The sequence below is a fragment of the Rhizobium sullae genome, assembly GCF_900169785.1.
In the GTDB taxonomy this organism is placed as follows: Bacteria; Pseudomonadota; Alphaproteobacteria; order Rhizobiales; family Rhizobiaceae; genus Rhizobium; species Rhizobium sullae.
In genome coordinates this window covers 25,246-49,620 of record NZ_FWER01000034.1, presented here as the reverse complement: position 1 = coordinate 49,620, position 24,375 = coordinate 25,246, and the positions used below count along the sequence as shown (strand labels likewise).

Here is a 24,375-nt window from a genome sequence, read left to right as displayed (position 1 = left end):
CCGCCGGGGCAGGAATGTTACCGCCGGCGGAGAGCTTCGCCAGCTACGTGAAAAATTGAGCGGGCCTGTTCACTACATCTCGCCTTCGCTGTAGATCTGACCGAGGCAACGCAGGCTGCGCTTCATTGCCTCGACGCGATGTTCGGCGTCGCCTTGCGAATGCGCCCAAAAGGCTACTGCCCAAGCCCGCCCGTCCATCTCGAATTCGCAGGCAAACTTATAAAAGCTGCGGCCTGTGCCGTCATGTTTTATCAGATCCGCGTCCGGTTCATTCCTGGCGTCGTCTAAATGAATTACGACCATTTCCAACTCCTCACGGTATCAGCTTTATCCTCCGAACTCTCGCGGAATGCATTTGTTCGCCTATGTGCCGATCCCTGGGGAGGTTGCGGTAAACAAGCTTTACGACAGGTACGGGGCGGTGCATCGACGCAGATGACACCCGACGCTGCGAGACGAAGGCGGTTGAATTCGAGGCCGAGGCGCCCGTCCGCCTTGGACCGGGCTAACAGCGACAGGGAACATTTGTCATCCGCCACGGTTATCTGACGCTACGCCTCGGTCATGATGCCCACCACGAGGACAGCGGTCATGGTATCCGTACCAGAGGCTTCGTGTGCCCTCTGATGATCGCGTATGAAAGCGTCAAACGATGCGGGCGCGTTCTTAAAACGCGAGCTAAACCACGATGAACTACGATCCTCCGCCCGCGGCGAACGAGGAAGGTCGATGGCGGTAGGAGGATCACTCGGACGCGGCATAATTTCAGGCGCGGCGGATGACGATCCGTCTGCTATCGGCACCTATGCCAGTGCTGGTGCGCGTTTTGGGCTTGATATCTTATGGACAGCACCGATCACGCTGCCAATGATGTTCACGGTCGTCTATCTCTCATCCAAGCTCGGGCAGGTCTCCGGGAGAGGATTGTTTCAGGCGATCCATGACTTCTACCCCCGCTGGCTGCTTTGGGGTGTTTTGGCCGGCGTGGTGATTGGCAACGCGATCGAGGCCGCGGCAGATCTCGGTGGCATGGCGGCGGCGATCGGGCCTCTTCGTGCCGCTGCCGGTGCCGATAATTGCGGCGGCCGTAGCGGCCTTGATCTTCGCATTGCAGATATTCGGCTCCTATACGCTCATCAGAAGTATTTTCCGCTGGCTGGCGTTGTCGCTGCTTGCTTATGCCGCTGCCGCTTTTCTAGCAAAGCCGGATCTCTTCGCGGTTTTGAGGGGCACCGTCGTTCCTTCGATCGAATTCAGTAAGGAATTCCTGTCCATCGTCGTCGCGATAATCGGGACGACGCTGTCTGCCTATCTTTATGCATGGCAGTCAAACGAGGAAGTCGAAGACCAAATTGCGGACGGCAAAACAACGCTGAACCAGCGCAAGGGCGCGAGCGACAAAGAATTGCGCCGGTCTCAGCGCGATATCTGGATTGGCATGACATTTTCCAATCTGATCATGTATTTCATTATTCTGGCGACAGGCGCAACTTTGCATGCCAATGGCCAAACGGAGATAGAGACCGCTGCACAGGCTGCTGAGGCGTTAAAGCCGATTGCCGGAAATGCGGCTGGATTTCTATTCGCGGCAGGCGTCATATCGGTTGGTTTCCTCGCAGTGCCCGTCATGACCACCGGCGCCGCATATGATTTCGCGCAGTCAGTTGGTATCAAGGGTACCTTGCACGCAACGGCGCGTCAGGCTCCGAGGTTCTATCTCGTCATCGGCGTGATCACGCTTGTTGCCGTCGGCATGAACTTCCTCGGCTTCAACCCGATGAAAGCCCTGGTCTGGGCGGGTATTGTACAGGGATTTGCGACGCCGCCGCTTCTGCTCCTGATCGTGCTGATGACAAACAACAGGAACATCATGGGTAAGCAGGTGAATTCCCGAGCGATGAACGTGATGGCCTGGGTGACGACGGCGGCGGTCTTTTCCGCAAGCCTCGGGCTTGTCGCAACTTCGTTCATCTAAAGTGGTTTGTTGTCATGTCGGCCTTTTTGCAAAACTGCTTGAGTCCGCGTGCCACTTCGGCGAGGCATTAACGCCACTTCGGATTCCGCTTTGCATTGTACATAAGCTCGCATGCGGTCGCGAATGGGCCAAACAACTGAAGCAATCGAGCCTGTTCCGTTTCGCCAATCTGGTGCCGTTTCGAATATTCCCGCACCGACCACACCCTGGTTGTTGGTCCGGTATCCGTGTTCTTCGGCTCCACACGTTCCATGTGTAACTCCTCCCATATCGCGAAAGGAGGACGATACCGAAGTCTAATTTAGAATCAAGACATATAAGATGCCCGGACTCGAACTGTACGCTGCCCGACCAAGTCTTCATTCGGCAAGCTTTTCTTTTCTGACATCAAAGCCGGATCGAGAGAGCTGCGCAGCTGCATGTTCCTGCCGCATGACAGTGTCCGGCAGCACGGCTTCAAGCGTTGGCGCGCGTCCTTCACGCGCATTGAGGGCCGCTTCGGGCGGTATTGCAGCTGGATGCAAGTACCGATCATTTTGGGGCCTCAGTCCGAACGACAGGACCTGTTCGTTCGTTCGGAACAGGCCCTGTCGCGCCGAATGTCACGTGCTCACGCTTATGGTCCGCGACAGCGGCGATCGTGCGGCAGCACTAGCAAAGGGGCTGAGGCCGTCCGTGGAAAAATGGAAGACCCGCCGCGCGACATGACCGTAAACAAGCGGAGCTGCAAGATGTTCCCGCTGAGGTGCAAAAAAGCGCCGCCTTTGATGAGGAAATGCACGCCGTCTCATTGGCTTCGATTGATCCTGATCTGCCCGCGGTATCAATGCAGCCGCCGCAGCCGCCGAGAGATCCACCCTCTGCAGACAGATCGGCGGCAAAGGAGGAGACGGGAAAGCGAATATTCACATGCCTTTCATGGACACGTTATGAACGAAGTATTGGCAGTTGACCGAGCGGATCGGACGGGCGCAGCCATGTCTCGAAAGCGCGTCGGGACAAGCGCCTCGGGCCGCTTCGCGGCGAACGCAATGCTTCGGCTGGAGGTCGCAGAGTAATCACCCGGCACCGGCTTATTTTCGCCGAAGCCCTGCGGCAGGTCTTCAGGGCGAGCGGTAGGCGGAATCATCGTCGGCGGTCGCGCGCTTTGCCACGTATTTTCCCTCTCGCGGTACCGCCACCTGCTGGAAATTATCCGACAGCTTCCATAACGCGGACCGCATATTGGGCCCGGAAAGCGGCGGCCCGTGCCCTGAAATTATTCTCTCGGGTTCCAGCCGGGCAAGTGCTGTTACCGACGCTTCGGCGGCAAGCCAGTCGATCGTGAAATATCGCGGCGGTCCGTGCATTTCCGGCGTCTGGGTCAGAACCTCGTAGGCTGACTCCTGGCCAGTCGTAATCACCGCATCTCCCGCAATCAGCGTTCGATCTCGCTCCCGCCAGAGAGAAATATGACCCGGAGCGTGTCCAGGCGTATGAATCCACGACCACTCTGGTATGCCGGGCACGCTGCCATCGCTCGGGAGCGATTTTAGCCTGTCGCCGAGATCGATTGGTTTGCGCGGGAAGAGCGGCGACAGAAGCGAGAAAGTACCTCCACCGACCCATGGATCCGCCGGCGGATAGCTAGCGCCGCCATTAAGATAGGGATGCTCAAGGGGATGCGCATAGACGGGTACGTCCCAGCGCGCGGCAAGCGTTTCAGCCGAACCGGAGTGATCAAAATGGCCGTGCGTGAGGACAATCGCCTCAGGGCGTGAGCGAGCAGAAAATCTCCGTTCTGCTGTCTGCGCGATCGTTTCGGCTGAAGTCGGCAGCCCTGTATCGACCAAGACCCAGCTGCCGTCACCTGCTGTTGGACTGCCACAAAAAATTGCGTTGACGATTGAGAGCTTGAGATAGGCGATGTCGGCCAAGAGAATACGTGAGCCGTCGGGGGCTTCTTCAAAGCCGGCCACATCCTCTCTTGTCAACCCGATTTGCGTGTGCATTTGCTATCCTCGCCGTTAACGAGAAGCTAACTTGCTACAGCCCGCAAGGTTCCAAAGGGCAGTGCCCTCTTGTCCTCCGCTGGAGGACCGCCCACGAAGAGACGCGACGGCGTGCCGACGATCGTGCTGGCCCGAGAGTTTTGGTCCGGCAGAATTCATCCTTCGGCTCATCCTCCGGCATGGTGAAACTGGCCCAGTCCGGCTGGCGGTCGCCGTAGCAGAACGGCCAGCCGTAATGCGCTCCCTGCTCGATCTTGTTCAACTCCTCGCCCGGCAGCTCGTCGCCTAGATGGTCGACACCGTGATCGACGCCCCACATAAGGCCCGTCTCGGGGTGCCAGTCGAAGCCGAGCATGTTTCTCAGCCCCTTCGCGAAAACCGTCCGCTTCTTGTCCTTGAGGTCCAGCCGAAGGTTGGCGGCCTTTTCATCGCTGCTTTCGAAGCAGGCATCGCACGAACTACCGACGTTGATGTGCAGCGCTCCGTCGGGCGCGAAGGCAAGCGTTCGCCGCCCATGCTGGCCACCATCCGGCAGGTCATCGACTATCGTCTCCAATTTGCCGATGGTGCCGTCCTCATTCAGGTCCGCCACCATCACCGCGTGGACAGTGGCGAGAAAGATACGGCCGTCCCGGATCGCAATGCCGTGGATGCCGTCGTGATCGGAGGCAACCATATGAGGCTTTGGATCGCCTTCCTTGATGGCGATCACGTCCTTTTCCTCGGGTCGCGTCACGTAGACGGTTCCGTCTTCCGCGACCGCCATCATGCGGGCATTGCCGAGCTCGCGGGCAAAGACGCTGACCTCGAAGCCTTCCGGAACCTTTAGTCGCTTCAACACATCCTCGTTGAAGGGCTCATGCTTAGGTCGAAAGACGTTCGTCTCAACTTTATGAAGGACGCCTTCCTGTTGGGCGCAGACAACTGTTGGGAAGAGCGCGATGCCAACCAGCAGAGCGGCTTTTGTGATCATATCTACACTCCCGTTCAGCGGTGACCTGATGGCTCCACACCACGAGCGCAGTCGCCTATCTCAGTCTGGTCTCTTCGTCGGCAACCCCGACGCGGTGCCTGTAGACCATCTCCCAGCCCTTCCAGCCCGTGAACAGAAAGATGCCTACCACGATCAGGGATAGGAGGAGTCCTTCAGGAAGAACCGCTGGATCGCCATTCTGATAGCGCAGGTAGAAGTTGACGAGCGTCAGGACGATCGCGATCGCGTTGCCAATGAAATGCTGCCAGGCGTCGCTCAGGGCGCGGATGCGCTTCTCACCCAGGAAATCGGTCAGGCCCGCCAACGCCGCCAACGTTCCGAAGACGAGCGCTCCTCCGAGCAGCCACAGCGCCGCCTGCGGCCAGAACGGCGAACCGGATCGCCAGAAAGCGAGATCGCAGAAGAGTGTAGAAACGACGAACACCACCGGGAACGGGATCAGCATCGGGTGGATAGGGTGATCTGCAATATGCGCAGTGCTGCGCGGATTTCCTTCGATAAGCGGAGATTCCTTGGTAGTCGTCACTGTGCCTTACTCCTTGCTCGGCTTTGCTCCTCAAGCAGGCCGTGGCTCGTGGAAACGGCACCAGCCGTTGGGGCTGATCTCGCCCGCAACGACCTCGCACGCATTCGGCTCAAGGAAATGAGTGCACCCGCCGCAGCGGCGACCCTTGTTCGGCCTATCCTGATAACGGGCGACGGATTTCGGCGTCGTTCCGGCTCCGCGAGCCACAGGCTGCCCCGTCAGGCATCCCGAAAGTCCGGCTGCGCCGGCGATCGCAACGCCGGTCATCGTCGCCTTCAAGAATTTCCGTCGGGACACAGATTGACCCGGGCCACATTCTGTCTGATCTCGCTCTACCTCGCCACGTTTCTTTTTCATGGTCTTTCCTCCCAATGAAATTCGAGAATACCTATCCGCCGTGCGGCGGTTAGATCGACTTCAGATACTCGATCAGATCGCTCCTCTCCTGATCGCTAAGATTTAGCTTGAGATGCTGATCGTAGTGCTTGACGACCTCGTCGAGGGTGGCGAACCGACCATCGTGGTAGAAGCCTCCCTTGTGGACCTTTTCCATGTCCCAGAGCGCCCGTAGCGGTACTGTACGGTAGCGCTCGTCTGGAGATCGCATCGCCTGGAAATCATCGATGCCTATCTCGTCCGCTTTGTGCAGGTTCCAGCCTGGTTCCGTGAAGAGCGGCGGAACATGGCAGGTGGCGCACTTGGCTTTTTCGTTAAAGAGCGTGTTGCCCTTTCCCGCAGCGGCGCTGTCAAAGGCACCCTCGGGAGGCTTCGGGACGGGCAGCGACAACTGATAGAAGTGAAGGGCTGGCAGCTTGCCGGTAATGCGGTCGTCCTGATCCTGCTTGTGGCCCTGCTTCGTTCTCGCGGCCACCGGGTACTTCTCGGCGTCGTCAAGGCGGGGGTCGTAGAACACGCCTTTTCCGTGCATCTCCAGATTGCCGACGTAAGCGTTCCAGTAGCTTACCGTGCCCCAAGCACCCGTCCATGTGTGGTTGTTGACGCCAGCGAGCCCGAAGGCCGGTGGATTGAGCGTGGCGGCGGTTTTCCCGTCCGGCCGGAACGCTTTGCCGTCCAGATTGAGTTCGGCGTCGAACTTGCCGGGTCCCCAGGCCTCCACCGCTTTCTTCACCTCCGCTTCGGAAATCTGCAGCATCTCGGTGAACGCCGTCAGGTCAGGCGCTAGCGCTATGATCGCGCCGATGTTCAAGTCGCGGTTGGGCCAGCCATCCAGGCGATGGCCGATACCGGGAGCATAGGCATCGTCGACCGTCGAATGGCACACCGCGCACTGGATGCCGACCGACGTCAGCGTCTTTCCGTCTTCGCCGAAGAATCCGGTAACACCAACAACGGCATTGGCCTTCAGCAGAAGAACCGTACTCGCCGGATCGGTAAGATCAACCTTGCCTTTGTCGAGCGCTACGGCAACATCCCTGGGGATCGCGTTGACATCCACTTTCAGCCCGAGCTCCAGAGCTTTTTCGGGGCTGAGGCCCGGTCCCTTGCCACCCAGCTTCTCACCGGCGATCGCCTCGTGGAGCTTGAGCTTGCCTCCCCAGAAGTCCTCGCTGCCGAAAGTGTCGAAGCGGAATGTCTCGCGGCCCTCCTCCAGATATCGTCTGGCTTGATCGGTGGCCGCCGCGTCAAAATCCTTGCCGCTCATGGAGCCTTTTTTGCCCATCTGGGCAGTTGCGGGCATCATGGTGGAGGAGAGGAGAAGAACGAAGAGAACTGCTGTACCCTGAAAGCGTCGCGTCATGGCACGTCCCTCCACGCGGCCGATTTTTTCGGGCCGGCGCGACCTGGATTTGGGCTGAGGAAAACAAGTCCCACTATTATATTACAATTTGCTAAAGTAGCAATGGATTCCTTTACTCTCGCCACTATCGCAGGCATCCCCGGGAACATCGGTTCCACCCGTCAGTTTACCGCGATAGATCGGGAGAGTTCCGCCATGAATGCGAGCGATGAAAGGACCGTATCTTTGTGGGCGGGGGTCGCGGCCGCGCCCGATGCTACCCCACTCGCTCGCGATGAAGACTTCGATGTCATCGTAGTCGGGTCTGGAATTGCAGGCATGTCGATCGGGTATGAGTTGGCCGCCGCGGGCCGACAGGTAGCTGTCCTCGACCGCGGCCGGATTGGTGGCGGCATGACCGCCCGCACGACGGCACACCTAACGTCAGTGTGCGACGACTACTTTTCGGAACTAATTCGGTTGCGCGGAGAGGAACTGGCGCGACTTTATTATCAGAGCCATTCTGCCGCGATCGCTCGTATCGAGGCAGTTCAGGACGCGGAGAATATCGCATGCGACTTCCGGCGTGTCGATGGCTTATGGCTCGCACTTCTCTGTTGATGGGACGGCCCTGAACGGACCAGCGGTTTCGCCCCTGCCCGAGATCGAATAGGTCTAGGTCCTGTGAGCTGAACCGTCATTCGGGGCGCTTCGCCGGCACCTGCCGTGGCTACGCAGCCCTCTTCTCGAAAGCAGCAAACCGCGTCTCCAACACCCGAGTTCTACTCCGACTGATCCGAACTCAGATTCGAAAGGAAGCGAGGATCGGGCAAGGCTCGGTCTTGCCCTCTGCGCATTCGGAGACCAATGGAGTGCTTCCCGAGCACGATAAAGCCTGCAACCGGAGATTGAAATGTATTAGAGGCACGCGCGGAAAATCAGACGTTTGTGATGAACAACACTACATCTCCAGCGGCCAGATCGCCTGCCGGCCTCGAGATGATGCACCGTCGTTTATTTCGAAGAATGCTCGGGCTTACCCTTGGTTTTGCTCGACGCGAACTCCTCGAGCTGCTTTTCGCTCATGGAACTGGCCATCTGTTTTGACGCACCCTTGAGCTTACTCTTCGATGTTTTACCACGCTTTGCAGACAGCGCCGCACCAGCGGCTTTCTGCTGCGCTTTCGACTTGGCTGGCATGGCTATTCTCCTTCTGCAACGAGAACGCCCGGCCGAAGCGATGGTTCCTGGTCGAAAAGCGGTCATGGCCGCTGTCGTCCGGCAATGTCTTCGCATGCAGCCGAAACGGTCGGCGCGCGACTGGCGCAATACTTCGAAGGGAACCCACCGAATGGGAGGATAGAGCCCGCAGAAGTCTCGACGGATCAAAAAGCCTCGGTGATTGGCGAGACACACCGGCAGCGATGACGTCATCACTGTTCCAGGCAAGCATGCTTTTGCCAGATCAGACCTCGCTCAGGAATTTTTCCGTGGTCATGATGGCGAGTTGGACAGAAAACCGACCGCCAAGGAGCTCAAGGGAGGCGTCATGCGTGTCATCGGTTCCGCTGCAGACAGCATCCTTCAGGAGGATGACCCGGTATCCCAGATCGATCGCCCCAAGCGCGGCAGCCAAGACGCAGACATCAGTTTCTCCCCCCGTCAGCACGAGGGTCTCGACGCCCTCTTGCGACAGTAGCCCGTGAAGCCGTCCGCAAACCCATGGCGAATATGTCATTTTGTCAAAGATGCGTGCAGGGGGAACCAGAGCCTTCAGTGAAGGAACGAGATCGACCAGCTGAGGATCGAGATACTCCGTCGTCATCATCCGCCACTTTTCATAGTAGTCCCTCCACATGCCCGGCAGGGCTTCCGGGCGGGATGGCGGTATGAAACGTGTAAAGACGGTCTTTTCCGGATGAGAACGGGCAAGCTCCACGATTTCGGGCGAGACCTCGCGCATCCATGCGACATGCCAAGGCGTATCCTCCGAGAACATTCGCTGCATATCGACGCAAAGATGAATCCATTTGCCTGTCACGTTTACCCTTTCCTTCAAACTCTCTAACCCGCGCCGGCGAAGTACGTTCCGCGTAAGCTATTGCCGGCCGCCGCCTGTTGAGGCCCATGCTCTATGCGCGGAACAAGCACCCGCCCATCGAGTTGAGTTGTCACCATGTCCTGAGCAGCGAGGGTTTCGCACAGCGGCCGGGACCTTCACGAGCTGGATACTCAGTCTAGAGGAGAACATGCCATGCCTATCGATAAAGTGGCATCGCCCGCGGTAGAATCTCTGAAACAGGAACAGGAGGAACAGCGCGAGAGGGCTAGGAAGAGCGAGCTCGACCAGGGCCTTGAGGACACCTTCCCTGCTTCCGATCCGGTTTCCGTCACCCGCAGCAGCAGACCTTCGGGACGGGCGGATACGACGGAGGCCGAGCGGCTGAAAAACCAGCCTGATGTGTCAACGGAGAACGAGCCGGACTTTCCACTGGCCGACGAAGTGCTTGAGCCTCGAGGGGACCGAAGGAACGCAGCCGGGCGGAGCGGTGAGGCCGCCGTCCCGCCCAAGTCCGAGGCAAAGCTGGTGGAACCGGCATCGGCGGTTGCTGCCGGCACGCTGCGCGTGGCAAAGACGGGAGCGGAACGTTTCGTAGCCGGAATTGAGGACCAGATAAAAGAAAGGCCGCTCCTCAGCGTCGGCATAGTGGCAGCGATCGCGTATGTTTGGGGCGCAACCCGCTGAGCGACCAGCAACAAGGCTGCCTCGTGCGGGATTGCGCTGTTGTGGAAATCAAAAGACCGTATCTCCACCGATGTAAAAGCAATCGCCGGCGCGATCAACGAGACGTTGCCTGTAAACGCCGTTGCGACAGCGCTTCCGCAGTGGAACGCGCACTTATTCAGGAATGCTTGATTCGATCAGTTGGCTTTCCGGAGGCGTAGGCAGCATAGTTCCATACTCGCTTCTCTCCCTTTGGAATGGCCCGGCAATACGCGGCAAGAGCACAGACCCTGTGGCGGCGCCGGAAATAGGCGAGTTTTGATCTTTATGACGCATGGCCGAGGAAGCGAAGCAACGCTGCCGGCCATGCGCATCTCTTGAGCTGCTTTGGCGTTGTCATTTATAGGCGCCTCCGCTTGCAATCAGCGCCTCCCGTGCGGTACGGGATGCGTCTTGCAGCGCCTTGTTTCCACCCAACCCCTCAATGGCCATGGCCTTAATAAAGTCAAAGCCTTGTTCATTGGATTGATCACTAAGTGGTTTCGTGACCATAATTTTGAACAAGCCAAGGGTTTCGGCTTAGGCACGTCCGACCTATCCACCGGCCCTGCGTGACTTTGCTTGCGCCGACAACCCAGACGACGGGCGGTCCGCCATGAGACTGTTATGACCCGCTCGCTGGCTCGGTCACGCTCCTCCGGCGCCTCTATCGCTCTGGGTCCGTACGAGAGCCGCTATCTTTCCGTGAGCCACAGCGGAACACTGGTGGCATGCGCTTTGCGGCTGAGGAAGGGAATCGGCGTTGATGTTGCCGGACGGCACTCGTCCCGAGAGAAGCCGGTGAGCGCGATGTTGCCGGGTCGAGCAGCAGCAAGTTGTTGGGACCGGTCGCGCGTGTTCCAAAATTTGCAAGGCTTCGCCGATTTGCAGTCGGTCGCCGCCCAAAGGGGTCAGCGCGTCGGCGAATCTGGATGGTTACAAAGGAGGGTGAGATCGATTGCGCCTCCCCACCAGAGCGGGGAGAGGTTGCATTTGATACTCGTTCGCACGCCCATGCCCTTGGGGGCCGATCACGGGCGGTCGGACAGGCGTTTTAGCAGGTCGTTGGTAGATAAGGTCCTCACTTTTCTCCAATGAGACCTTTGATTTCCGCCAGCTTCTTCATGCAGCCCTGCTCATCACCGGCCTGGGCCATTTTGCGGGCTTCCGCCAGGATCTTGCTTGGCTTGTCGGCACTTTCACCAGTCCCTTTCCCGGTTACCTGTTCCTCGTGGGGCGAAATCGCTTTCGTCTGGGTACCGGTTGATCCTGTTGTTTCAGTTCCAACGCCCTGCTTCTGTTTGCCGGCCATAACTTCTTCCTGGTGCTTCGTAACGGGAACACCGGACTTGCTCCCGCTTGCACCCGTTTCCGCGGAAACTGTAGCTTGCTCGAGTTTCGCGAGTTCTTGACTGCAGTCCGCGAATGCCGGCGCAGCCAGGAGAAGGGGGGCGGCGGTAGCGACTATGAGACGTATCAACATTTTTGCTCCTCGCTCGCTGTTTAGGGATGCGACGCATCCGATTCACGTGTCGAGCAAACGAAGCTGTGCGCGAAGAGTTCCCTGCAGATCGCCGAGTTTCTTTTAAAATCAGCTCGCCTTTAATTTCTAATAATTACGGGGACTTCCTGGCGTTCGTTCACGGATGGTTTTCGAGGCAGCTGATCTTAGATACTGCTGGCTATGCGGCAACAACTTTGCGGCGCACAGATTTTGGGCGTGCGCATTGGAGCATGCGGTTGAGGATGGCCGCGGCGATGGCAACTGCTGCCTGCTGGGCGGCAAGGGAGCGGGCCCCGCAGACGCCGTCCCGTGATGCCATCCATCACTCTCTTTCGATCGCCGCGATGCGGTTGTTCCGTTGATCCGGATTTCAGCATCTGCCCGCTCTACCGCGTTGGCAGGCGGCGGAATGACGATTGCGGCAGCCGCGCTGGGAAGGTCGCCGTCGCTGTAAGAATCAGAGGCGGGCTCCAAAGATCGTCCGTAAACGATAGGTCGAGTGAAGGTTCAACAGCACGGCGCCGATCCGAAAGTCCGGGTTCGTTTATTGACCGATCCGGAACCAACGATAGCCCAAGGCATCCAGTTCGACGATCGCGCCGTCACTTGAGTTCGCAGAATAGACCCTGTTGCCAAACAGCTCGATCAAGTCTCCGGCCTTCCCAGTCTCCCGATCAAGCCTCACCCGACAGCTTCTCGATGCAAGGTTGTGCAGGATGAGAAGAGAATTTTGTTCCGATGTGAAACGCTGGGCAAACACCGCTTGATTGTCCGTTTCGATGTGAGCCCATGTGCCCCAACCGACCTCAGGGCAGGATTGCCGGGCGTCGACAAGCCGCCTTACCCAATTCAGCAGTGATCTCGGATCGCGCTGCTGTGTCTCGACATTGATCCGCCTGGCGCCGTTGGTGCCGTCGACGATCGCCGGATGAATAAGATGTTCTTCGGAGCAGGTCGAAAATCCGGCATTGTTATCGTCAGACCACTGCATGCAGGTCCGCACCGGCCAACGCTCCGGCAACCCGAGGTCGTCACCCATGCCAAGCTCGTCACCATAGTAGATGGTCGGTATTCCCGGCAAACTGAACATCAGACTGAAGGCGAGTTCGATTCTTGCTCGATCGTTGTCGAGCATGGGTGCAAGCCGGCGGCGAATGCCGCGCTTGTAGAGCCGCATGTCAGCGTCGGGTGCAAATGCCTCATAGACTTCCTTGCGCCCTTTCTCCGTGAGGCGGCTGAGATCGAGTTCGTCGTGATTGCGCAGGAACTGCACCCATTGGCAAAGCTGTGGCAGCTTCGGGAGGCGAGCCAGTCCCTGGGCCAGAACCGCCGCACGGCTACTTGCAAGAGCGTGATACAAGTGCTGGTTTGGGAGGAAGGCGAACAGCATGTGAAGCCGCGAGCCGTCTCCGAAGAAATGCAGCATTTCCTTCGGTGGCACATTTGCTTCGGCGAGCAGCACGGAATCGCCCCGTCGCCAGGATAGGAAATCGCGCAGTTCACCGAAGAATTCGTAGTGTCTGCACGTGGCCTGGTTGGCACGAACTTCCTCGACCACAAATGGCGCCGCGTCTATACGGAAGCCAGAAATACCAAGCTCCAGCCAAAAGCCCACGATCTTGAAAATTTCCTCCTTAACGGCGGGATTTGCAATGTTGAGATCCGGCTGGTGCGGATAGAAGCGATGATAATACCAGGCTCTTGCGCGTGGATCATAGGACCACACGCTTGATTGATGACCAGGAAAGGCCATGCCGTGATTGGCATTGGCGGGCTGCTCCTTCGACCAGACGTAATAGTCACGATAACGGGAGTGCGGATGCGATCGCGCCTGCTGAAACCATGGATGCTGCTCCGACGTGTGGTTGATCGGCAGATCGATGAGCAGCTTCGAGCCTCGCAAGCCCGCTTGGTGGCTGAATTCGACAAAGTCGCCCAGCGTTCCGAGCTCTGGTGCAACGTTATAGTAGTCGGTGACATCGTAACCGTAGTCCATGCGGGGACTCGGGTAAAACGGCAGCAGCCATAAGCAGGTGACGCCAAGGCGTGCAATGTAATCCAGCTGATCGGTCAGGCCTTTGAAATCGCCGATTCCGTCACCGTCGCTGTCCATGAAAGTTGCAACATTCGGCTGTAGATGACAGCGCTCTTATACCAGAGGTCAATCACTGGCGTTGGCCCGGCGTAGCGGAGCAGCAAGCAACGATAGCTGTCTCGTTCGATGGCCCGAAGGTTGTTCCGGTCTCATCCGCATGGACTTGCTTCAGCCATCCTCATGGTTTCCTGGCAGTTGTCAGCTTTATCTGTTGGTCGGCATCGTTTTATCGCGCTTTCCTTGAATCGCTGCCTCTATTAACTTTCGAAAGACGAAAGCGTTCCAGTGACCCGCAGAAACGGTCGCAAGTTCTGTTGCGCATTTTTGTCTTTTCCCTCGTGGAGCTGAACAAAGGTTTCGCCTCTTCTATTTGGATCGCATGCGCCTTTGCGGTCAGGCCCGGTTTCGGCAAATCATGCTGCCGGAACCTTTCAGTTGCATTTTTGTTTGGTGGGGCAGCGGGAGGCTAAACATGAAGATGCGTTACATCGTCATTGCTTTGGTTGCTGCAGTGATCGCCTTCATCCTGATCGTCGGCACTCATCCTTTCGGCCAAAGAGGCGACCAAGTCGAAGAACGGCGCTCACCAAATGCCATTGGTCAATCGCAGTAAGCGTCTGCAACATTTCGCCATGGTCGCCGGGAGATGTGACGGTGGCGATCGCGAGTTGGCTTTCGCAGGTTTGACGGCAATGGACGAGGTTTATCATGGCACGCCAGATCGCATCGAGTCAGCACCAGATGATGAAGACCGCGGAAGGAGCCGACGTTCGTCTACGGTCCGTTTCGGTGCTTCACGATCGACTGCCGCATCACCACGTGCCGGCCTGAAGCCGATTGTCTCCAGCGGGATGTCACCGAACCGTGACCGGACACGCGCGTTGTTTTCTGGCGTCATCGAAAGACGTCCGTGAACTCGCAGTGCGATAAAATGCCAGTGTGTGAGAAACCCTGATGCCTCTGCTTGCTGATAATGCTGGGGGAAGCGAAGCGCACGGCACCACGAATGTGCTGGTCGTGGGAGCTTCCGGACTCATCGGCTCGTCAATCTGCGCAAGCCTGGTTACTGCCGGATACAGTGTGACCGCCCTCGCTCGCTCGAAATCGGCGTCCGTACCGGCGGGCGTAGAGCGGATTATTCGCTTAGACGTGGCTTCGGTCTCGGCTCCCGAGGAATGGTTTCAGCATCTTTCCGGCATCGATGCCGTCGTCAATTGCGCCGGGACGCTCCAGGACAGCCCCACGGACGATACAGCCGGCGTCCACGCAAAAGGGCCCGCGGCATTGTTCCTGGCCTGCGAAAGGCGTGGCGTGCGCCGTGTCATTCATTTCTCGGCCTTGGGCGTCGACAAGGCGCAACTCACCTCCTTTTCAAGGACCAAGCTCGAAGGAGACACCGCACTGATGTCGCAGGACCTGGACTGGATCGTCCTTCGCCCCTCCGTCGTCCTTGGGAGGCCGGTTTTCGGTGCAAGCGCGCTGATGCACGGCTTGGCTGCATTGCCGATTGTGCCTGGCATGCCGTCAACCGGCCGCCTCAGCGTCGTGCAGCTTCAGGACGTGGTCTCCACGGTGCTCTTTTTCCTTGATCCTTCTGCGCCATCGAAGGTTGTCCTCGAGCTTTCCGGACCAGAACAGTTGACCTTCGACGAGGTGGTGGCGGCCTATAGACGCTGGTTCGGCTGGCCGCCGGCAAGACGGGTGCCGGTTCCGGATTTTGCGGCCTCCGGCCTCTACCGGCTCGGCGACGCAGCCAGCCTATTCGGCTGGCGCCCACCGGTACGCACAACAGCAAGGTTGGAGATCGCCCGCGGCGCCACCGGTGATTCCCGGCAATGGGTCGAAACGACGGGCATTCGACCGACGTCACTGAAAAGGGCGCTTCGCGCCGCGCCGGCGACTGTTCAGGATCGTTGGTTTGCAAGACTTTATTTCTTAAAACCGCTGATCTTCGTGGTTCTGGCAATATTCTGGATTGCCACTGGAGCCATTTCACTCACAGTCGGATTCGAAGCGGGCGTCGAATTGATGTTGAGAGCAGGCGCCGGACCGCTGTCGGCTCCAGGCGTCATTGCCGGGGCAATTGCTGATATCGGCATCGGAACAGCGATAGCATTTCGCCGCTTGTCTCGTGCAGGCATTTTCGCCGCGATCGCCGTCTCATTGTTCTACGGCGCGGCAGCAACATTTTTCCTGCCGGAACTGTGGAACGACCCTTTGGGACCGATCGTAAAGATCGTTCCAATCTTGGTTCTGCACCTGTGCGCGCTTGCTGTTCTGGAGGAGCGTTGATGGTCTACCTCTTCCTAAAGTTTCTCCACGTAGTCGGTGCGTGCGTGCTTTTGGGGACTGGTGCGGGAATCGCGTTCTTCATGCTCCTCGCGCATTACACGGACAATGCTAAGACAATTGCCGCCGTCGCCCGCATTGTCGTCATTGCCGATTTTTTGTTTACCGCCACTGCAGTCGTGGCACAGCCGATCACGGGCATCCTGCTTGCCTGGATTGCCGGCTATTCGTTCTCCGATCCGTGGCTCGCCGGTTCGATCATGCTGTACTTGCTAACCGGCGCGTTTTGGCTGCCAGTTGTGTGGATGCAGATCGAGATGCGCAATCTTGCGGCGGCTTCCGCCGACAACAACGAGCCTCTGCCGCGCAGATACTATAAGCTGTTCCGGCTCTGGTTCTTTTGCGGCTTTCCAGCGTTCGCCGCCGTTTTGACGATCGTCTGGCTGATGATCAGTCGCCCAGCGTGGTAGACCTGGGTCGCCTGCAGCGAAGGATGCAAGGCACCAAATTTTTCCACTCAGTGCGGGTCTTGAAGGAATGCAGGTAGGGCATACCCACAAGACTGTCTCGCGAGTGGTCTATTTTTGGAACATGTATTACGGCGCCGAGTTAGCATCCTCGAGTGCCTGGCAATTCAGGTCTGCCGCTGCCGCAATCGTGAGAGGCCGGTCTAGCTAGGTCGAAAGGCGACGCAAGAGATAGTTGACGTCCGAGGTAGCCAAACAGACCCAAGCGCCGCAACGCAGGCTCGGCATGACGATCGGAGGCGATGATGCAGCAGGAGATCACTACGGCGGATTTCGCCCGATCCATCGAGAAATGGACAGACGAAGAGATTTTCGAGCTTCTGGCGAAGCTCGAAAGCGAGAGCGAGGAAGCTTCATCAAGTGACGAGGTAGACGCCGATCTTCAGGCAAAAATCATCGTCGTGGAAAACGAGATCGAAACCCGGTTTCCAGGCCAACTCCTCGCGCCGTTTAAGAAATGGAAACAGGACCGGCTGTCCGGAAATACAGCAAGAGGAGAATAACGTTTCCGATTAGCTATGAAGCTCTTTTTGTAAGCTGCCCCTTTTACACGTCGCCAGCAGGAGGTCTCGCCGCCAGCGATGACTCAACCGTCGCATGAAGCCGGAAGCAGATCCAGGGCGGGTCGTTGTCTTATCCGCGACGCGAGCGCGGATGGCGCAAGAGGTGCCCGCGAAAGGTGGGGGCTCCATCATGTGCGCTCGCAGATGCTTGCGCGCCATCCCTCGCCGTTTCCGACGATCTCCTGCACATGCCCGATCGCTCCGTATGTTTTCCAGTCAAGCAACTCACTTAGGGGTCGTCTGCTCAGCCTGATAGCGCGACTTCTTTCGAGCCTCCCGTTGCCAATGAACCTACGGTCGCTGATCGGAACATCACGCGGCGCGCCGCGTTCAGATGTGGTGACTCATCCGACCATAGGAGACCAGAATGGCAGAGAAGACTTTGAACGACCTGTTCGTCGAAACACTGAAAGATATCTACTTTGCCGAAAGGCAGATTCTCAAAGCCTTGCCGAAGATGGCGCGCGCAACGCAGTCGGAGGAAGGCAAGGCGGGCTTCCTGCAACATCGTGACGAGACTGAAAGCCAAGTCGAGCGCCTCGTTCAGGTATTCGAGATCCTCGGCAAGCCTGCACGCGGCAAGACCTGCGAAGCTATCCAGGGGATGGTCGCCGAAAGCGAGGAGATAATGGAAGAATTCAAGGGCTCGGCCGCGCTTGACGCAGGATTGATCTCCTCGGCCCAAGCCGTCGAACATTACGAAATCGCCCGCTACGGCACGCTTATCGCATGGGCCAAACAGCTTGGTTTGAAGGATGCTGTCCCGCTCCTTCAGGCAAGCCTCGCGGAAGAGGAAGCCACCGACAAGAAGCTAACGAAACTTGCGCTGGCGTCGGCGAATGTGAAGGCAACGAAAGCTGCCTGAGCCATTTCTGAATGCTGAAAAGCCGCCGGCCGCCTTCGCCGCGGGCCTCGCTGCACGGCCTAAGCCAGGCGGTCGAGTGGCCGACGATCCCGCTGCACGAGACACGCGCTTTGCTCGTTTCGCTGCCGCAAGAAAGAAGAAACAGGTCTCGACGCGCGATCCAGTGCGAGCGGGGGCAAACGTCAGGCCGGATTTTCGTCAACGGGAGCGCCGCTCGACGATCATTCGATGCCTCTAAAATGAAGGATAGGCACGAAACGAGGCCCGCGCCGGCGTATCGTATTGATCGACCTGGCGCGAGAAGTTCACGTGTGGTGTTCATCTTAGGTTTTGCCCAGTTGGGATCGATCTCCTGTCATCGGCGGGATTTCGCCTCGAGCTGAGCGACGAGCAAAGGTATGACGGTTGCCGCGATCGCACCCAAGGGAAGCCGTCTCAGTACCTGCGCGCCGGCGACGGTCGCGGCCATCGCGGCGAAAAGTTTCACCCATGGATATGCGCCCAGCTGAGCGTGAGCGCTGGCGTCGGCCCATTTTAAGTTGGACCGCGCAACGGCGGTCGTCTGCCGCCTGACGGGGGACAGCCTTTCCCGGAGCAGTTCGATCTCATTGCGCACATGGTCGAGGTCGTCTCTGACGCGCTGGAAAGGGCTTGCTTCCGATAGAACGCCGTCTGCAGGAGAAGTGAGTTCCTCCTCGGCCGGCGCTTCGGCCTCGAGCTCGGCAAGGTGAGCCTGCAGCTTTGCGTCAGTGTCGACGCTTTCTGGAGGTGCTGTGTCTCGCTGGGCCATGATGTTTTCTCCCGATATTGCGATCACAGCACAACGCACGTCCCCTCAAAAGGATGCATCTGTCGGGCGACACTGCGCGAACTCTTCACGTCGCCACGGTCATCTTGTATCGACGAGGCGGGACGGCCGGTCAGGCCCGACTGATGCTTTTTCATCGCGGCCCGACCGCAGGAGGCCCTGAGCTCGCCAAGGGGTCTCGAAAATCCGCTTGCGGGATGCCCGCCCGCCTCAGTGCTGACAGGCTTTCGCCGCGTCTTCCAGGCCGTGACGCTCCTATCAGTACTCTGAAGCAATGACTAAGGTCCCGCGTTTAAGAGCAGGTCGCAGCCCCGGCATCTTTTGAAGAAGCGCCTGTGCAGCCGGATCACAAATCATGGCTCTCGCGAACAGGTGCAAAACTCGCGCAGTCATTGTGGCCAATTGCGTTTGACGGCTATGTCTCCTCCGGTTGATGAACGGCGCCTCCCAGCCGATCCTGCCGGGGCCTAGCCATTTTTTTGATGAACTCAAAACGGCTGGTTGCGTTTTAGAGAAGTGGCGCTCGCCTTCACCAGCCCGCGGTCGCGCCGCGCGTTTGACGTCAATCGGAGAGATAATCATGAAACGTTACGCTTACGCATGGATTACGGCTATTTTCTTTCTCGTTTCCATCTTGGGGCATTGGACCTTCGGTTGGTTCGCCTATGTTGATGAGACGATGGAACATGCAAAGGCTCCTCAGTTTTCTGAGTATGCGATACAACTGTCTCGAGACACTTTTGAAAATTGGCAATCGGAATTTCTGCAGTTGATATGGCAAGTCGTGGGTCTTGCTTATTTTCTTTATGTGGGCTCTCCCTCCTCCAAAGAGAATGACGACAGGCTCGAGGCAAAAATAGACGAGTTGCTCAAGATCAACGCCGGTGAGAGAGGCGCTGATATCATTGCCGAGCTCGACGAGCGCTATTTCCGCACTCACGGTCACGCCAAACCTCATGGCCATTCACAGTGAATCATTGCAAGACAGCACCAAGTGCTGCTGTTGGCTATATTGCTGCTGCGATGTACGCTCGCTGTTACGATCAAAGACGTCAATGCACGACCCAGATCATAGTCCCCGACATTGTCGTGGAACGTTTGGAAATGCTGACCACAGGCGCAGATCGAAAACGCTCGTGGTAGTCCAGTTTAAGGGGGTCGGGAACCAGGCGTGCCCGGCGTCAACGACGGGTTAGGTTGATTTTCGGCAGGTGGAGGAAGTCCTTTTGGAGTCTCGCCTGTGTCCTCATCGGAACCAGGGATAAAGAAGAATATGCCAATGAGAGCGAGACAAAGAACCACCGCGCCGACCAAATACAGTCTCGAGTTCATGCAGACCTCCCGCAGCACCACTTGGCACCGCTAACCGCAAGGCGCTTGAGATGTTCCAAACAAAAGGGAGGAACTTTCGGAAGCTCCCTTGGTTGACCGTTCGTCGACATGAGAAGGAGACAAAATGCGACCCAGGAAGGAACTACTCGCACTCGTTTGCGCGCTCGCCATTGCGGCGCTTGCCGGCACGTTCTTTTTCTATGTGCAGGACTATGCCTCCACCGAATCGACCAGAATCGAGGATCCATACAAGCGCACGGAAGGTGCTCCGCCTGACGCCGTCGAGGATGAAACGGGTGCACCAGCCCTTAAGGAAAGTAAAAATGCCGAACAGCAGCAGCAATAGAGCCAACAGCAGCATCTAGTGCGTACTCTGCCCAGAAGGGTTGCGGCTAGAATCCGGGCCGCTAGGAAGATCGATACCGAACTCGCCCCGCCATTGCACACGATGTTCAAGGAAGGGAAGACCAGGCTAACCAAAGCGTTGTTCGAGAGCCTGGCAAGGAGGAACCTTCGTCGGGCGCTCCGCGGCGGCGTGCTTTCATGCCAAGCCCGCCATTGCCGGTTCGCCCGCTAAACACGCCGAGCGAGTGTTTGTCCCTGCGGCTGCGGATCGGCTTCGTTATCCGATGGAACAACATCCTCTGATCAAGGTTTGATCGTCTTGTTGAGAATTTCAGGACACGAGACGACGGATCGTTTCTGTGCACGGCATGTTCCAAGACCCGAAGAGCTGCAAGAGCAGCGCGTCGGCATTGCGCGCTAGATCGAAAGGCAGGCGAAGACATGAAAGCACTCACCTGGCACGGCAAACACGACATCCGGTGCGAGAGCGTTCCCGATCCGCAAATCGAGGAAGGCCGCGACGCGATCATCAAGGTGACAGCCTGCGCGATTTGCGGCTCGGATCTTCATCTCTTCAACGGCGTCATGCCGGACATGCATAGCGGCGACATCATGGGTCATGAGACCATGGGCGAGGTCGTCGAAGTCGGGAAGGACAATAAGAAGCTCAAGATTGGCGACCGGGTCGTCGTTCCTTTCACCATTTCCTGCGGTGAGTGCTTCTTCTGCCGGCGCGGCTTTTATTCCGGATGTGAACGCAGCAATCCCGATCCCTCGAAGGTCAAGAAGATGTGGGGAAACTCACCTGCAGGCCTGTTCGGCTACACGCATCTTCTCGGCGGTTACAGTGGAGGCCAGGCCGAGTACCTGCGCATCCCCTATGCAGACGTCGGACCGATAAAAGTGCCCGATGGACTGTCGGATGAGCAGGTGCTCTTTCTCTCCGACATCTTTCCGACAGGATACATGGCAGCAGACTTCTGCAATATTCAGTCCGGCGACACGATCGCGATCTGGGGTTGCGGTCCCGTAGGACAGATGGCGATCAAATCAGCTTTCATCCTTGGCGCTGAACGCGTCATTGCAATCGATACCGTCCAAGAGCGACTTGCTCTTGCCGAAGAGTCAGGCGCAGTCACTCTCGATTTCATGGACGAGGATGTATACGACAAGCTCATGGAACTGACCAACGGGCGTGGCGCCGACGCATGCATCGATGCGGTTGGCACCGAAGCCGAGGCGTCGGCGAGCTGGGACTCACGGCTTGACCGCATCAAAGTCGCCACGTTCATGGGGACTGACCGCCCGCACGTCCTTCGCCAGGCGATCCACTCCTGCCGCAACTTCGGCACGGTTTCAATCGTCGGCGTCTACGGCGGTTTCCTCGACAAGATCCCGATGGGTTCAGCGATCAACCGGGGCCTGACGTTCCGAATGGCCCAGACGCCGGTGCAGCATTATCTGCCGCTGCTCATGGAACGCATTCAGAAGGGGGAGATCGATCCGTCATTCGTAATCACCCATCGCGCCTCTCTCGAAGAAGGCCCCGATCTCTACAAGACTTTCCGCGACAAGAAAGACGGCTGCATAAAAGTCGTTCTTAAGCCGCAAGGAACCTGACTGTGATCATGGAAGCGCAGGATCGGGGAGCCACCGGGCTGTTGAAGAACTCTCATGCGGCTGATCCAATTGGGCAATCGTTGATTCTCTGGAGGGTTCATGACGCTCCGCCGTAGTGAACGCGATCAGCTTGAACCCTACGCGTGCGGCTCGCTGCGGGAGTTGGTGCCGGACGATCACCTAATGGTTGAAGTAGACCGTTATAGACCTCTCCCGGCTGCACGAGGAGGTTACCGAACATTATGCTGCTAGTCCGCTGCTGCGTTTGGCCGCGACTATAGGTTGAGTTCGACGCCGGACAAACTTATGCAGTAACCGATGAGAAACCTCAGGCAATGACCGGCCACACGACCGTCAATACCGACCATCTGCAACGGTGACCTATCTCAGCTTCATTTAGACGCAACGGCGAACGCCTCGTATGGACGCAGATCCATGGTTTCGGTGATCATATTCACTGGTTTATAATTGCAGATGAGACATTCTCCGTTCATGTCGAGCTCTGACGGCAAACTCAGCGCAACGTGCCGCGGTGTGAAATTGGCGACGACAATAATCCGGCTCCCGTCGAGCGTACGGGTATAGATGAAGACGTCCGGATGCTGGTCGAGCCAGGACCGGTACTCCCCGTATACGATTACAGGATGCGTCTTACGGAGAGCAATCAATGTGCGGTAGTGATTCCAGATCGATTTTTCGTCCCTGATGGCCGCTTCGGCGTTGACCTTCGGATAATTGGGGTTGACTTCGATCCAAGGTACGCTGGTCGAAAAACCGCCATAGGGGGCCGCGCTCCATTGCATCGGTGTGCGGGCGTTATCGCGGCCGTTCTCATTTGCCCCTCGGATAAAATCCTCCGGTGAAAGGCCTGCCTCCACGTGCAATCTGTGCATATTGAGCGTTTCGATATCCCGGTACTGTTCGATGGAAGTGAAAGGCACGTTTGTCATGCCGATCTCCTCGCCCTGATAGACGAAGGGCGTGCCTTTTAGGAAATGCAGCACTGTCGCCAACATCTTGGCTGACTCGACATGATATCCGGTGACATCGCCGTAGCGCGAGACGGCACGCGGCAGATCGTGATTACCCCAAAAGAGGGAATTCCACCCATCGTCGGATAAGGCAAACTGCCATTTGCTGAGGACCGTCTTGAGATTCACGAGGTCGAGCGGTTTCGGGCGCCATTTCCCGTAGAGCTCGTCCCACTGCTGGGTAACGTGCTCGAACTGAAAGATCATGGATAATTCTTGACGGTCACGCCCAGAATAGAGGAGGGCCGCGCCGGGGGTGGCGCTCCAGGCTTCGCCAACCGTAAGAATGTCGCGGCTGCCGAAGGTCTTCGCATTCATCTCCTGTAGATATTTGTGCAGATGCGGTCCGTCCTTGATCAGCTCCCGGTCCACCTGCTTGCCGATGTAGTCGATGACATCCATGCGGAACCCGGCAATGCCGCGCTCAAGCCACCAGTTCATCATGTCATAGATTTCCGCCCGTACCCTCTCGTTCTCCCAGTTGAGGTCCGGCTGGCGGCGGGAAAACATATGCAGGTAATATTCACCGCTCGCCGCGTCGAGCGTCCAGGCTGGTCCACCGAAGGAAGATTTCAGGCCGTTCGGCGGTCCCCCGTCCGGGGCTGGCTTGCGCCAGATGTAAAACTCGCGTAACGGGTTGTCAGGCCCCTGACGGGATTCGAGAAACCATGGGTGCTCGTCGGACGTATGGTTCACGACCAGATCGAGCATGATGCCGATACCGCGTTCTTTCGCCTCCGCCACGAGCTGGTCGAAATCTGTCAGCGTGCCAAATTCGGGGGCGATGTCCCGATAGTCGGATATGTCGTAACCGTTGTCGTCCATCGGCGACTTGTAGATCGGCGACAGCCAGATAATGTCGATCCCGAGCTTCTTCAGATAATCGAGCTTTGAGGCGATGCCGGCAATGTCGCCAATGCCGTCTCCATTCGAGTCGCAGAAGCTGCGCGGATAGATCTGGTAGACAGTTGCCGTATGCCACCATTTCGGTTGGAGAGGTGATCGCGCAGGCCCTCTCAGCGGTGTCGTGGACTGCTCCATCGATGGCTTTCCTACTTATTTGGAATCTTGAGAGAACACCTGTGATGGCGGCAGGTTCCAACTACGAATGTGGCGTCGTGCTCTTTTCGAATTCCTTTCCTTCACCGACGAAACATTGATGTCATTAGTCTTGAGTTTGCCGCTCTGCGATAACCGCGTCGATCAGAGAGCCGGCAGCGAATCTGGCGGTTGAGCCTCGTGCAGCAACATGGCATCGCGCGTGCCAACATTTCTGTATAATCGAACAGCCGGACTGACGCCGGCACGGGCACGTTCCGGCGGCGATGCCTCGCATGAAGAGGAGCATGATAGGTCACGATATCCACGATTCGCTGCTTTGCGCGGCGAGATCCAAATATCGGCCCAT

21 protein-coding genes and 6 pseudogenes are annotated in these 24,375 nt (G+C 57.8%); 13 read left to right on the top strand and 14 right to left on the bottom strand.

From position 1 onward, the window contains the following. Nucleotides 1-72 precede the first annotated feature (72 nt). A complete protein-coding gene (locus BN1800_RS25640) occupies nt 73-309 on the bottom strand; it encodes a hypothetical protein (protein ID WP_179213887.1) in 237 nt (78 codons plus the stop codon). Between the two features lie 327 nt (nt 310-636). On the opposite strand from BN1800_RS25640, the pseudogene BN1800_RS43490 reads away from it, so the two are divergent. Continuing rightward, nucleotides 637-984, top strand: a pseudogene (locus tag BN1800_RS43490) (divalent metal cation transporter); the annotation flags it as partial. A gap of 7 nt (nt 985-991) precedes the next feature. Continuing rightward, nucleotides 992-1,975 carry an NRAMP family divalent metal transporter gene (locus tag BN1800_RS25635; RefSeq protein ID WP_280173975.1) on the top strand — a complete coding sequence of 328 codons (984 nt, stop codon included), beginning with the start codon at nt 992-994 and terminating at the stop codon, nt 1,973-1,975. 1,103 nt (nt 1,976-3,078) lie between these two features. Here BN1800_RS25635 and BN1800_RS25625 read toward each other — a convergent pair. Genes BN1800_RS25625 through BN1800_RS25605 form a run of 5 tightly spaced genes read right to left on the bottom strand, consistent with a single transcriptional unit; the run spans nt 3,079 to nt 7,245 of the window. After that, the gene (locus tag BN1800_RS25625) at nt 3,079-3,966 is read right to left on the bottom strand and encodes an MBL fold metallo-hydrolase (RefSeq protein ID WP_087001694.1); all 888 of its coding nucleotides are present in this window, start codon (nt 3,964-3,966) and stop codon (nt 3,079-3,081) included. Between the two features lie 34 nt (nt 3,967-4,000). Then, nucleotides 4,001-4,939 (bottom strand): PQQ-dependent sugar dehydrogenase, encoded by a 939-nt coding sequence (locus tag BN1800_RS25620; protein ID WP_087001693.1) that lies wholly within the window; start codon nt 4,937-4,939, stop codon nt 4,001-4,003. 55 nt (nt 4,940-4,994) lie between these two features. Beyond that, nucleotides 4,995-5,459, bottom strand: coding sequence for a DUF2231 domain-containing protein (locus tag BN1800_RS25615; RefSeq protein ID WP_087001704.1), 465 nt, complete (start codon nt 5,457-5,459; stop codon nt 4,995-4,997). Nucleotides 5,460-5,516: 57 nt separating this feature from the next. Further along, nucleotides 5,517-5,843, bottom strand: coding sequence for a twin-arginine translocation signal domain-containing protein (locus BN1800_RS25610; protein ID WP_143534081.1), 327 nt, complete (start codon nt 5,841-5,843; stop codon nt 5,517-5,519). A gap of 49 nt (nt 5,844-5,892) precedes the next feature. Continuing rightward, nucleotides 5,893-7,245 carry a c-type cytochrome gene (locus BN1800_RS25605; protein WP_087001691.1) on the bottom strand — a complete coding sequence of 451 codons (1,353 nt, stop codon included), beginning with the start codon at nt 7,243-7,245 and terminating at the stop codon, nt 5,893-5,895. Between the two features lie 195 nt (nt 7,246-7,440). On the opposite strand from BN1800_RS25605, the pseudogene BN1800_RS25600 reads away from it, so the two are divergent. Continuing rightward, a pseudogene (locus BN1800_RS25600) lies at nt 7,441-7,821 on the top strand (FAD-dependent oxidoreductase); the annotation flags it as partial. A 417-nt stretch (nt 7,822-8,238) separates the two neighbouring features. Here the strand turns inward: BN1800_RS25600 and BN1800_RS25595 are convergent. Both BN1800_RS25595 and BN1800_RS25590 read right to left on the bottom strand, forming a co-directional pair. Beyond that, the gene (locus BN1800_RS25595; protein ID WP_087001690.1) at nt 8,239-8,424 is read right to left on the bottom strand and encodes a DUF3008 family protein; all 186 of its coding nucleotides are present in this window, start codon (nt 8,422-8,424) and stop codon (nt 8,239-8,241) included. 265 nt (nt 8,425-8,689) lie between these two features. After that, complete coding sequence (locus BN1800_RS25590) at nt 8,690-9,265, bottom strand: cysteine hydrolase family protein (protein ID WP_280173974.1); 576 nt, start codon at nt 9,263-9,265, stop codon at nt 8,690-8,692. Nucleotides 9,266-9,478: 213 nt separating this feature from the next. On the opposite strand from BN1800_RS25590, the gene BN1800_RS25585 reads away from it, so the two are divergent. Continuing rightward, nucleotides 9,479-9,970: a hypothetical protein gene (locus BN1800_RS25585; RefSeq protein WP_087001689.1), complete on the top strand. Its 492-nt coding sequence runs from the start codon at nt 9,479-9,481 to the stop codon at nt 9,968-9,970. A 1,099-nt stretch (nt 9,971-11,069) separates the two neighbouring features. Here BN1800_RS25585 and BN1800_RS42735 read toward each other — a convergent pair. The 4 genes and pseudogenes from BN1800_RS42735 to BN1800_RS25575 all read right to left on the bottom strand — a co-directional run bounded on the left by BN1800_RS42735 (nt 11,070) and on the right by BN1800_RS25575 (nt 13,661). After that, a complete protein-coding gene (locus BN1800_RS42735; protein WP_244564633.1) occupies nt 11,070-11,300 on the bottom strand; it encodes a hypothetical protein in 231 nt (76 codons plus the stop codon). A 370-nt stretch (nt 11,301-11,670) separates the two neighbouring features. Then, nucleotides 11,671-11,806, bottom strand: a pseudogene (locus tag BN1800_RS42730) (IS5/IS1182 family transposase); the annotation flags it as partial. A 20-nt stretch (nt 11,807-11,826) separates the two neighbouring features. Then, nucleotides 11,827-11,927: pseudogene (locus BN1800_RS44060) on the bottom strand (IS5/IS1182 family transposase); the annotation flags it as partial. Between the two features lie 109 nt (nt 11,928-12,036). Further along, nucleotides 12,037-13,661 (bottom strand): annotated as a pseudogene (locus BN1800_RS25575) (alpha-amylase family protein). Nucleotides 13,662-14,059: 398 nt separating this feature from the next. Between BN1800_RS25575 and BN1800_RS41555 the strand changes: the two are divergent. From BN1800_RS41555 to BN1800_RS25555, 5 genes are all read left to right on the top strand, one after another. Then, entirely contained in the window at nt 14,060-14,200 is a 141-nt protein-coding gene (locus BN1800_RS41555) for a hypothetical protein (protein WP_165928315.1), read from the top strand. Nucleotides 14,201-14,541: 341 nt separating this feature from the next. Beyond that, nucleotides 14,542-15,879: an SDR family oxidoreductase gene (locus BN1800_RS25570; RefSeq protein WP_087001687.1), complete on the top strand. Its 1,338-nt coding sequence runs from the start codon at nt 14,542-14,544 to the stop codon at nt 15,877-15,879. After that, nucleotides 15,879-16,346, top strand: a complete 468-nt coding sequence (locus tag BN1800_RS25565; RefSeq protein WP_087001686.1) for a DUF2269 family protein — start codon at nt 15,879-15,881, stop codon at nt 16,344-16,346. Before BN1800_RS25570 ends, BN1800_RS25565 begins: the two co-directional genes overlap by 1 nt. Nucleotides 16,347-16,645: 299 nt before the next feature. Then, nucleotides 16,646-16,906, top strand: coding sequence for a hypothetical protein (locus BN1800_RS25560; protein ID WP_244564632.1), 261 nt, complete (start codon nt 16,646-16,648; stop codon nt 16,904-16,906). A gap of 427 nt (nt 16,907-17,333) precedes the next feature. After that, nucleotides 17,334-17,831, top strand: a complete 498-nt coding sequence (locus BN1800_RS25555) for a YciE/YciF ferroxidase family protein (protein WP_087001684.1) — start codon at nt 17,334-17,336, stop codon at nt 17,829-17,831. Between the two features lie 355 nt (nt 17,832-18,186). Here BN1800_RS25555 and BN1800_RS25550 read toward each other — a convergent pair whose 3' ends face one another. After that, complete coding sequence (locus BN1800_RS25550; RefSeq protein WP_087001683.1) at nt 18,187-18,621, bottom strand: hypothetical protein; 435 nt, start codon at nt 18,619-18,621, stop codon at nt 18,187-18,189. Between the two features lie 598 nt (nt 18,622-19,219). On the opposite strand from BN1800_RS25550, the gene BN1800_RS25545 reads away from it, so the two are divergent. The 4 genes and pseudogenes from BN1800_RS25545 to BN1800_RS44055 form a co-directional block, all read left to right on the top strand. Then, nucleotides 19,220-19,612 carry a DUF6766 family protein gene (locus BN1800_RS25545; RefSeq protein ID WP_087001682.1) on the top strand — a complete coding sequence of 131 codons (393 nt, stop codon included), beginning with the start codon at nt 19,220-19,222 and terminating at the stop codon, nt 19,610-19,612. A 483-nt stretch (nt 19,613-20,095) separates the two neighbouring features. Then, nucleotides 20,096-20,317, top strand: coding sequence for a hypothetical protein (locus BN1800_RS25540; RefSeq protein WP_087001681.1), 222 nt, complete (start codon nt 20,096-20,098; stop codon nt 20,315-20,317). Between the two features lie 440 nt (nt 20,318-20,757). Beyond that, nucleotides 20,758-21,936: a zinc-dependent alcohol dehydrogenase gene (locus tag BN1800_RS25530; protein ID WP_087001679.1), complete on the top strand. Its 1,179-nt coding sequence runs from the start codon at nt 20,758-20,760 to the stop codon at nt 21,934-21,936. 99 nt (nt 21,937-22,035) lie between these two features. Further along, a pseudogene (locus BN1800_RS44055) lies at nt 22,036-22,186 on the top strand (IS5/IS1182 family transposase); the annotation flags it as partial. 142 nt (nt 22,187-22,328) lie between these two features. On the opposite strand, the gene BN1800_RS25525 reads toward BN1800_RS44055, so the two are convergent. Then, nucleotides 22,329-24,008, bottom strand: coding sequence for a glycoside hydrolase family 13 protein (locus BN1800_RS25525; RefSeq protein WP_087001678.1), 1,680 nt, complete (start codon nt 24,006-24,008; stop codon nt 22,329-22,331). Nucleotides 24,009-24,375 lie beyond the last annotated feature (367 nt).

Coding starts and splice junctions, on each gene's coding strand:
- BN1800_RS25625 (WP_087001694.1), bottom strand. CDS start 3,966: ATGCACACGCAAATCGGGTTGACAAGAGAGGATGTGGCCGGCTTTGAA.
- BN1800_RS25620 (WP_087001693.1), bottom strand. CDS start 4,939: ATGATCACAAAAGCCGCTCTGCTGGTTGGCATCGCGCTCTTCCCAACA.
- BN1800_RS25610 (WP_143534081.1), bottom strand. CDS start 5,843: ATGAAAAAGAAACGTGGCGAGGTAGAGCGAGATCAGACAGAATGTGGC.
- BN1800_RS25605 (WP_087001691.1), bottom strand. CDS start 7,245: ATGACGCGACGCTTTCAGGGTACAGCAGTTCTCTTCGTTCTTCTCCTC.
- BN1800_RS25595 (WP_087001690.1), bottom strand. CDS start 8,424: ATGCCAGCCAAGTCGAAAGCGCAGCAGAAAGCCGCTGGTGCGGCGCTG.
- BN1800_RS25585 (WP_087001689.1), top strand. CDS start 9,479: ATGCCTATCGATAAAGTGGCATCGCCCGCGGTAGAATCTCTGAAACAG.
- BN1800_RS42735 (WP_244564633.1), bottom strand. CDS start 11,300: ATGGCCGGCAAACAGAAGCAGGGCGTTGGAACTGAAACAACAGGATCA.
- BN1800_RS41555 (WP_165928315.1), top strand. CDS start 14,060: ATGAAGATGCGTTACATCGTCATTGCTTTGGTTGCTGCAGTGATCGCC.
- BN1800_RS25570 (WP_087001687.1), top strand. CDS start 14,542: ATGCCTCTGCTTGCTGATAATGCTGGGGGAAGCGAAGCGCACGGCACC.
- BN1800_RS25565 (WP_087001686.1), top strand. CDS start 15,879: ATGGTCTACCTCTTCCTAAAGTTTCTCCACGTAGTCGGTGCGTGCGTG.
- BN1800_RS25560 (WP_244564632.1), top strand. CDS start 16,646: ATGATGCAGCAGGAGATCACTACGGCGGATTTCGCCCGATCCATCGAG.
- BN1800_RS25555 (WP_087001684.1), top strand. CDS start 17,334: ATGGCAGAGAAGACTTTGAACGACCTGTTCGTCGAAACACTGAAAGAT.
- BN1800_RS25550 (WP_087001683.1), bottom strand. CDS start 18,621: ATGGCCCAGCGAGACACAGCACCTCCAGAAAGCGTCGACACTGACGCA.
- BN1800_RS25545 (WP_087001682.1), top strand. CDS start 19,220: ATGAAACGTTACGCTTACGCATGGATTACGGCTATTTTCTTTCTCGTT.
- BN1800_RS25540 (WP_087001681.1), top strand. CDS start 20,096: ATGCGACCCAGGAAGGAACTACTCGCACTCGTTTGCGCGCTCGCCATT.
- BN1800_RS25530 (WP_087001679.1), top strand. CDS start 20,758: ATGAAAGCACTCACCTGGCACGGCAAACACGACATCCGGTGCGAGAGC.
- BN1800_RS25525 (WP_087001678.1), bottom strand. CDS start 24,008: ATGGAGCAGTCCACGACACCGCTGAGAGGGCCTGCGCGATCACCTCTC.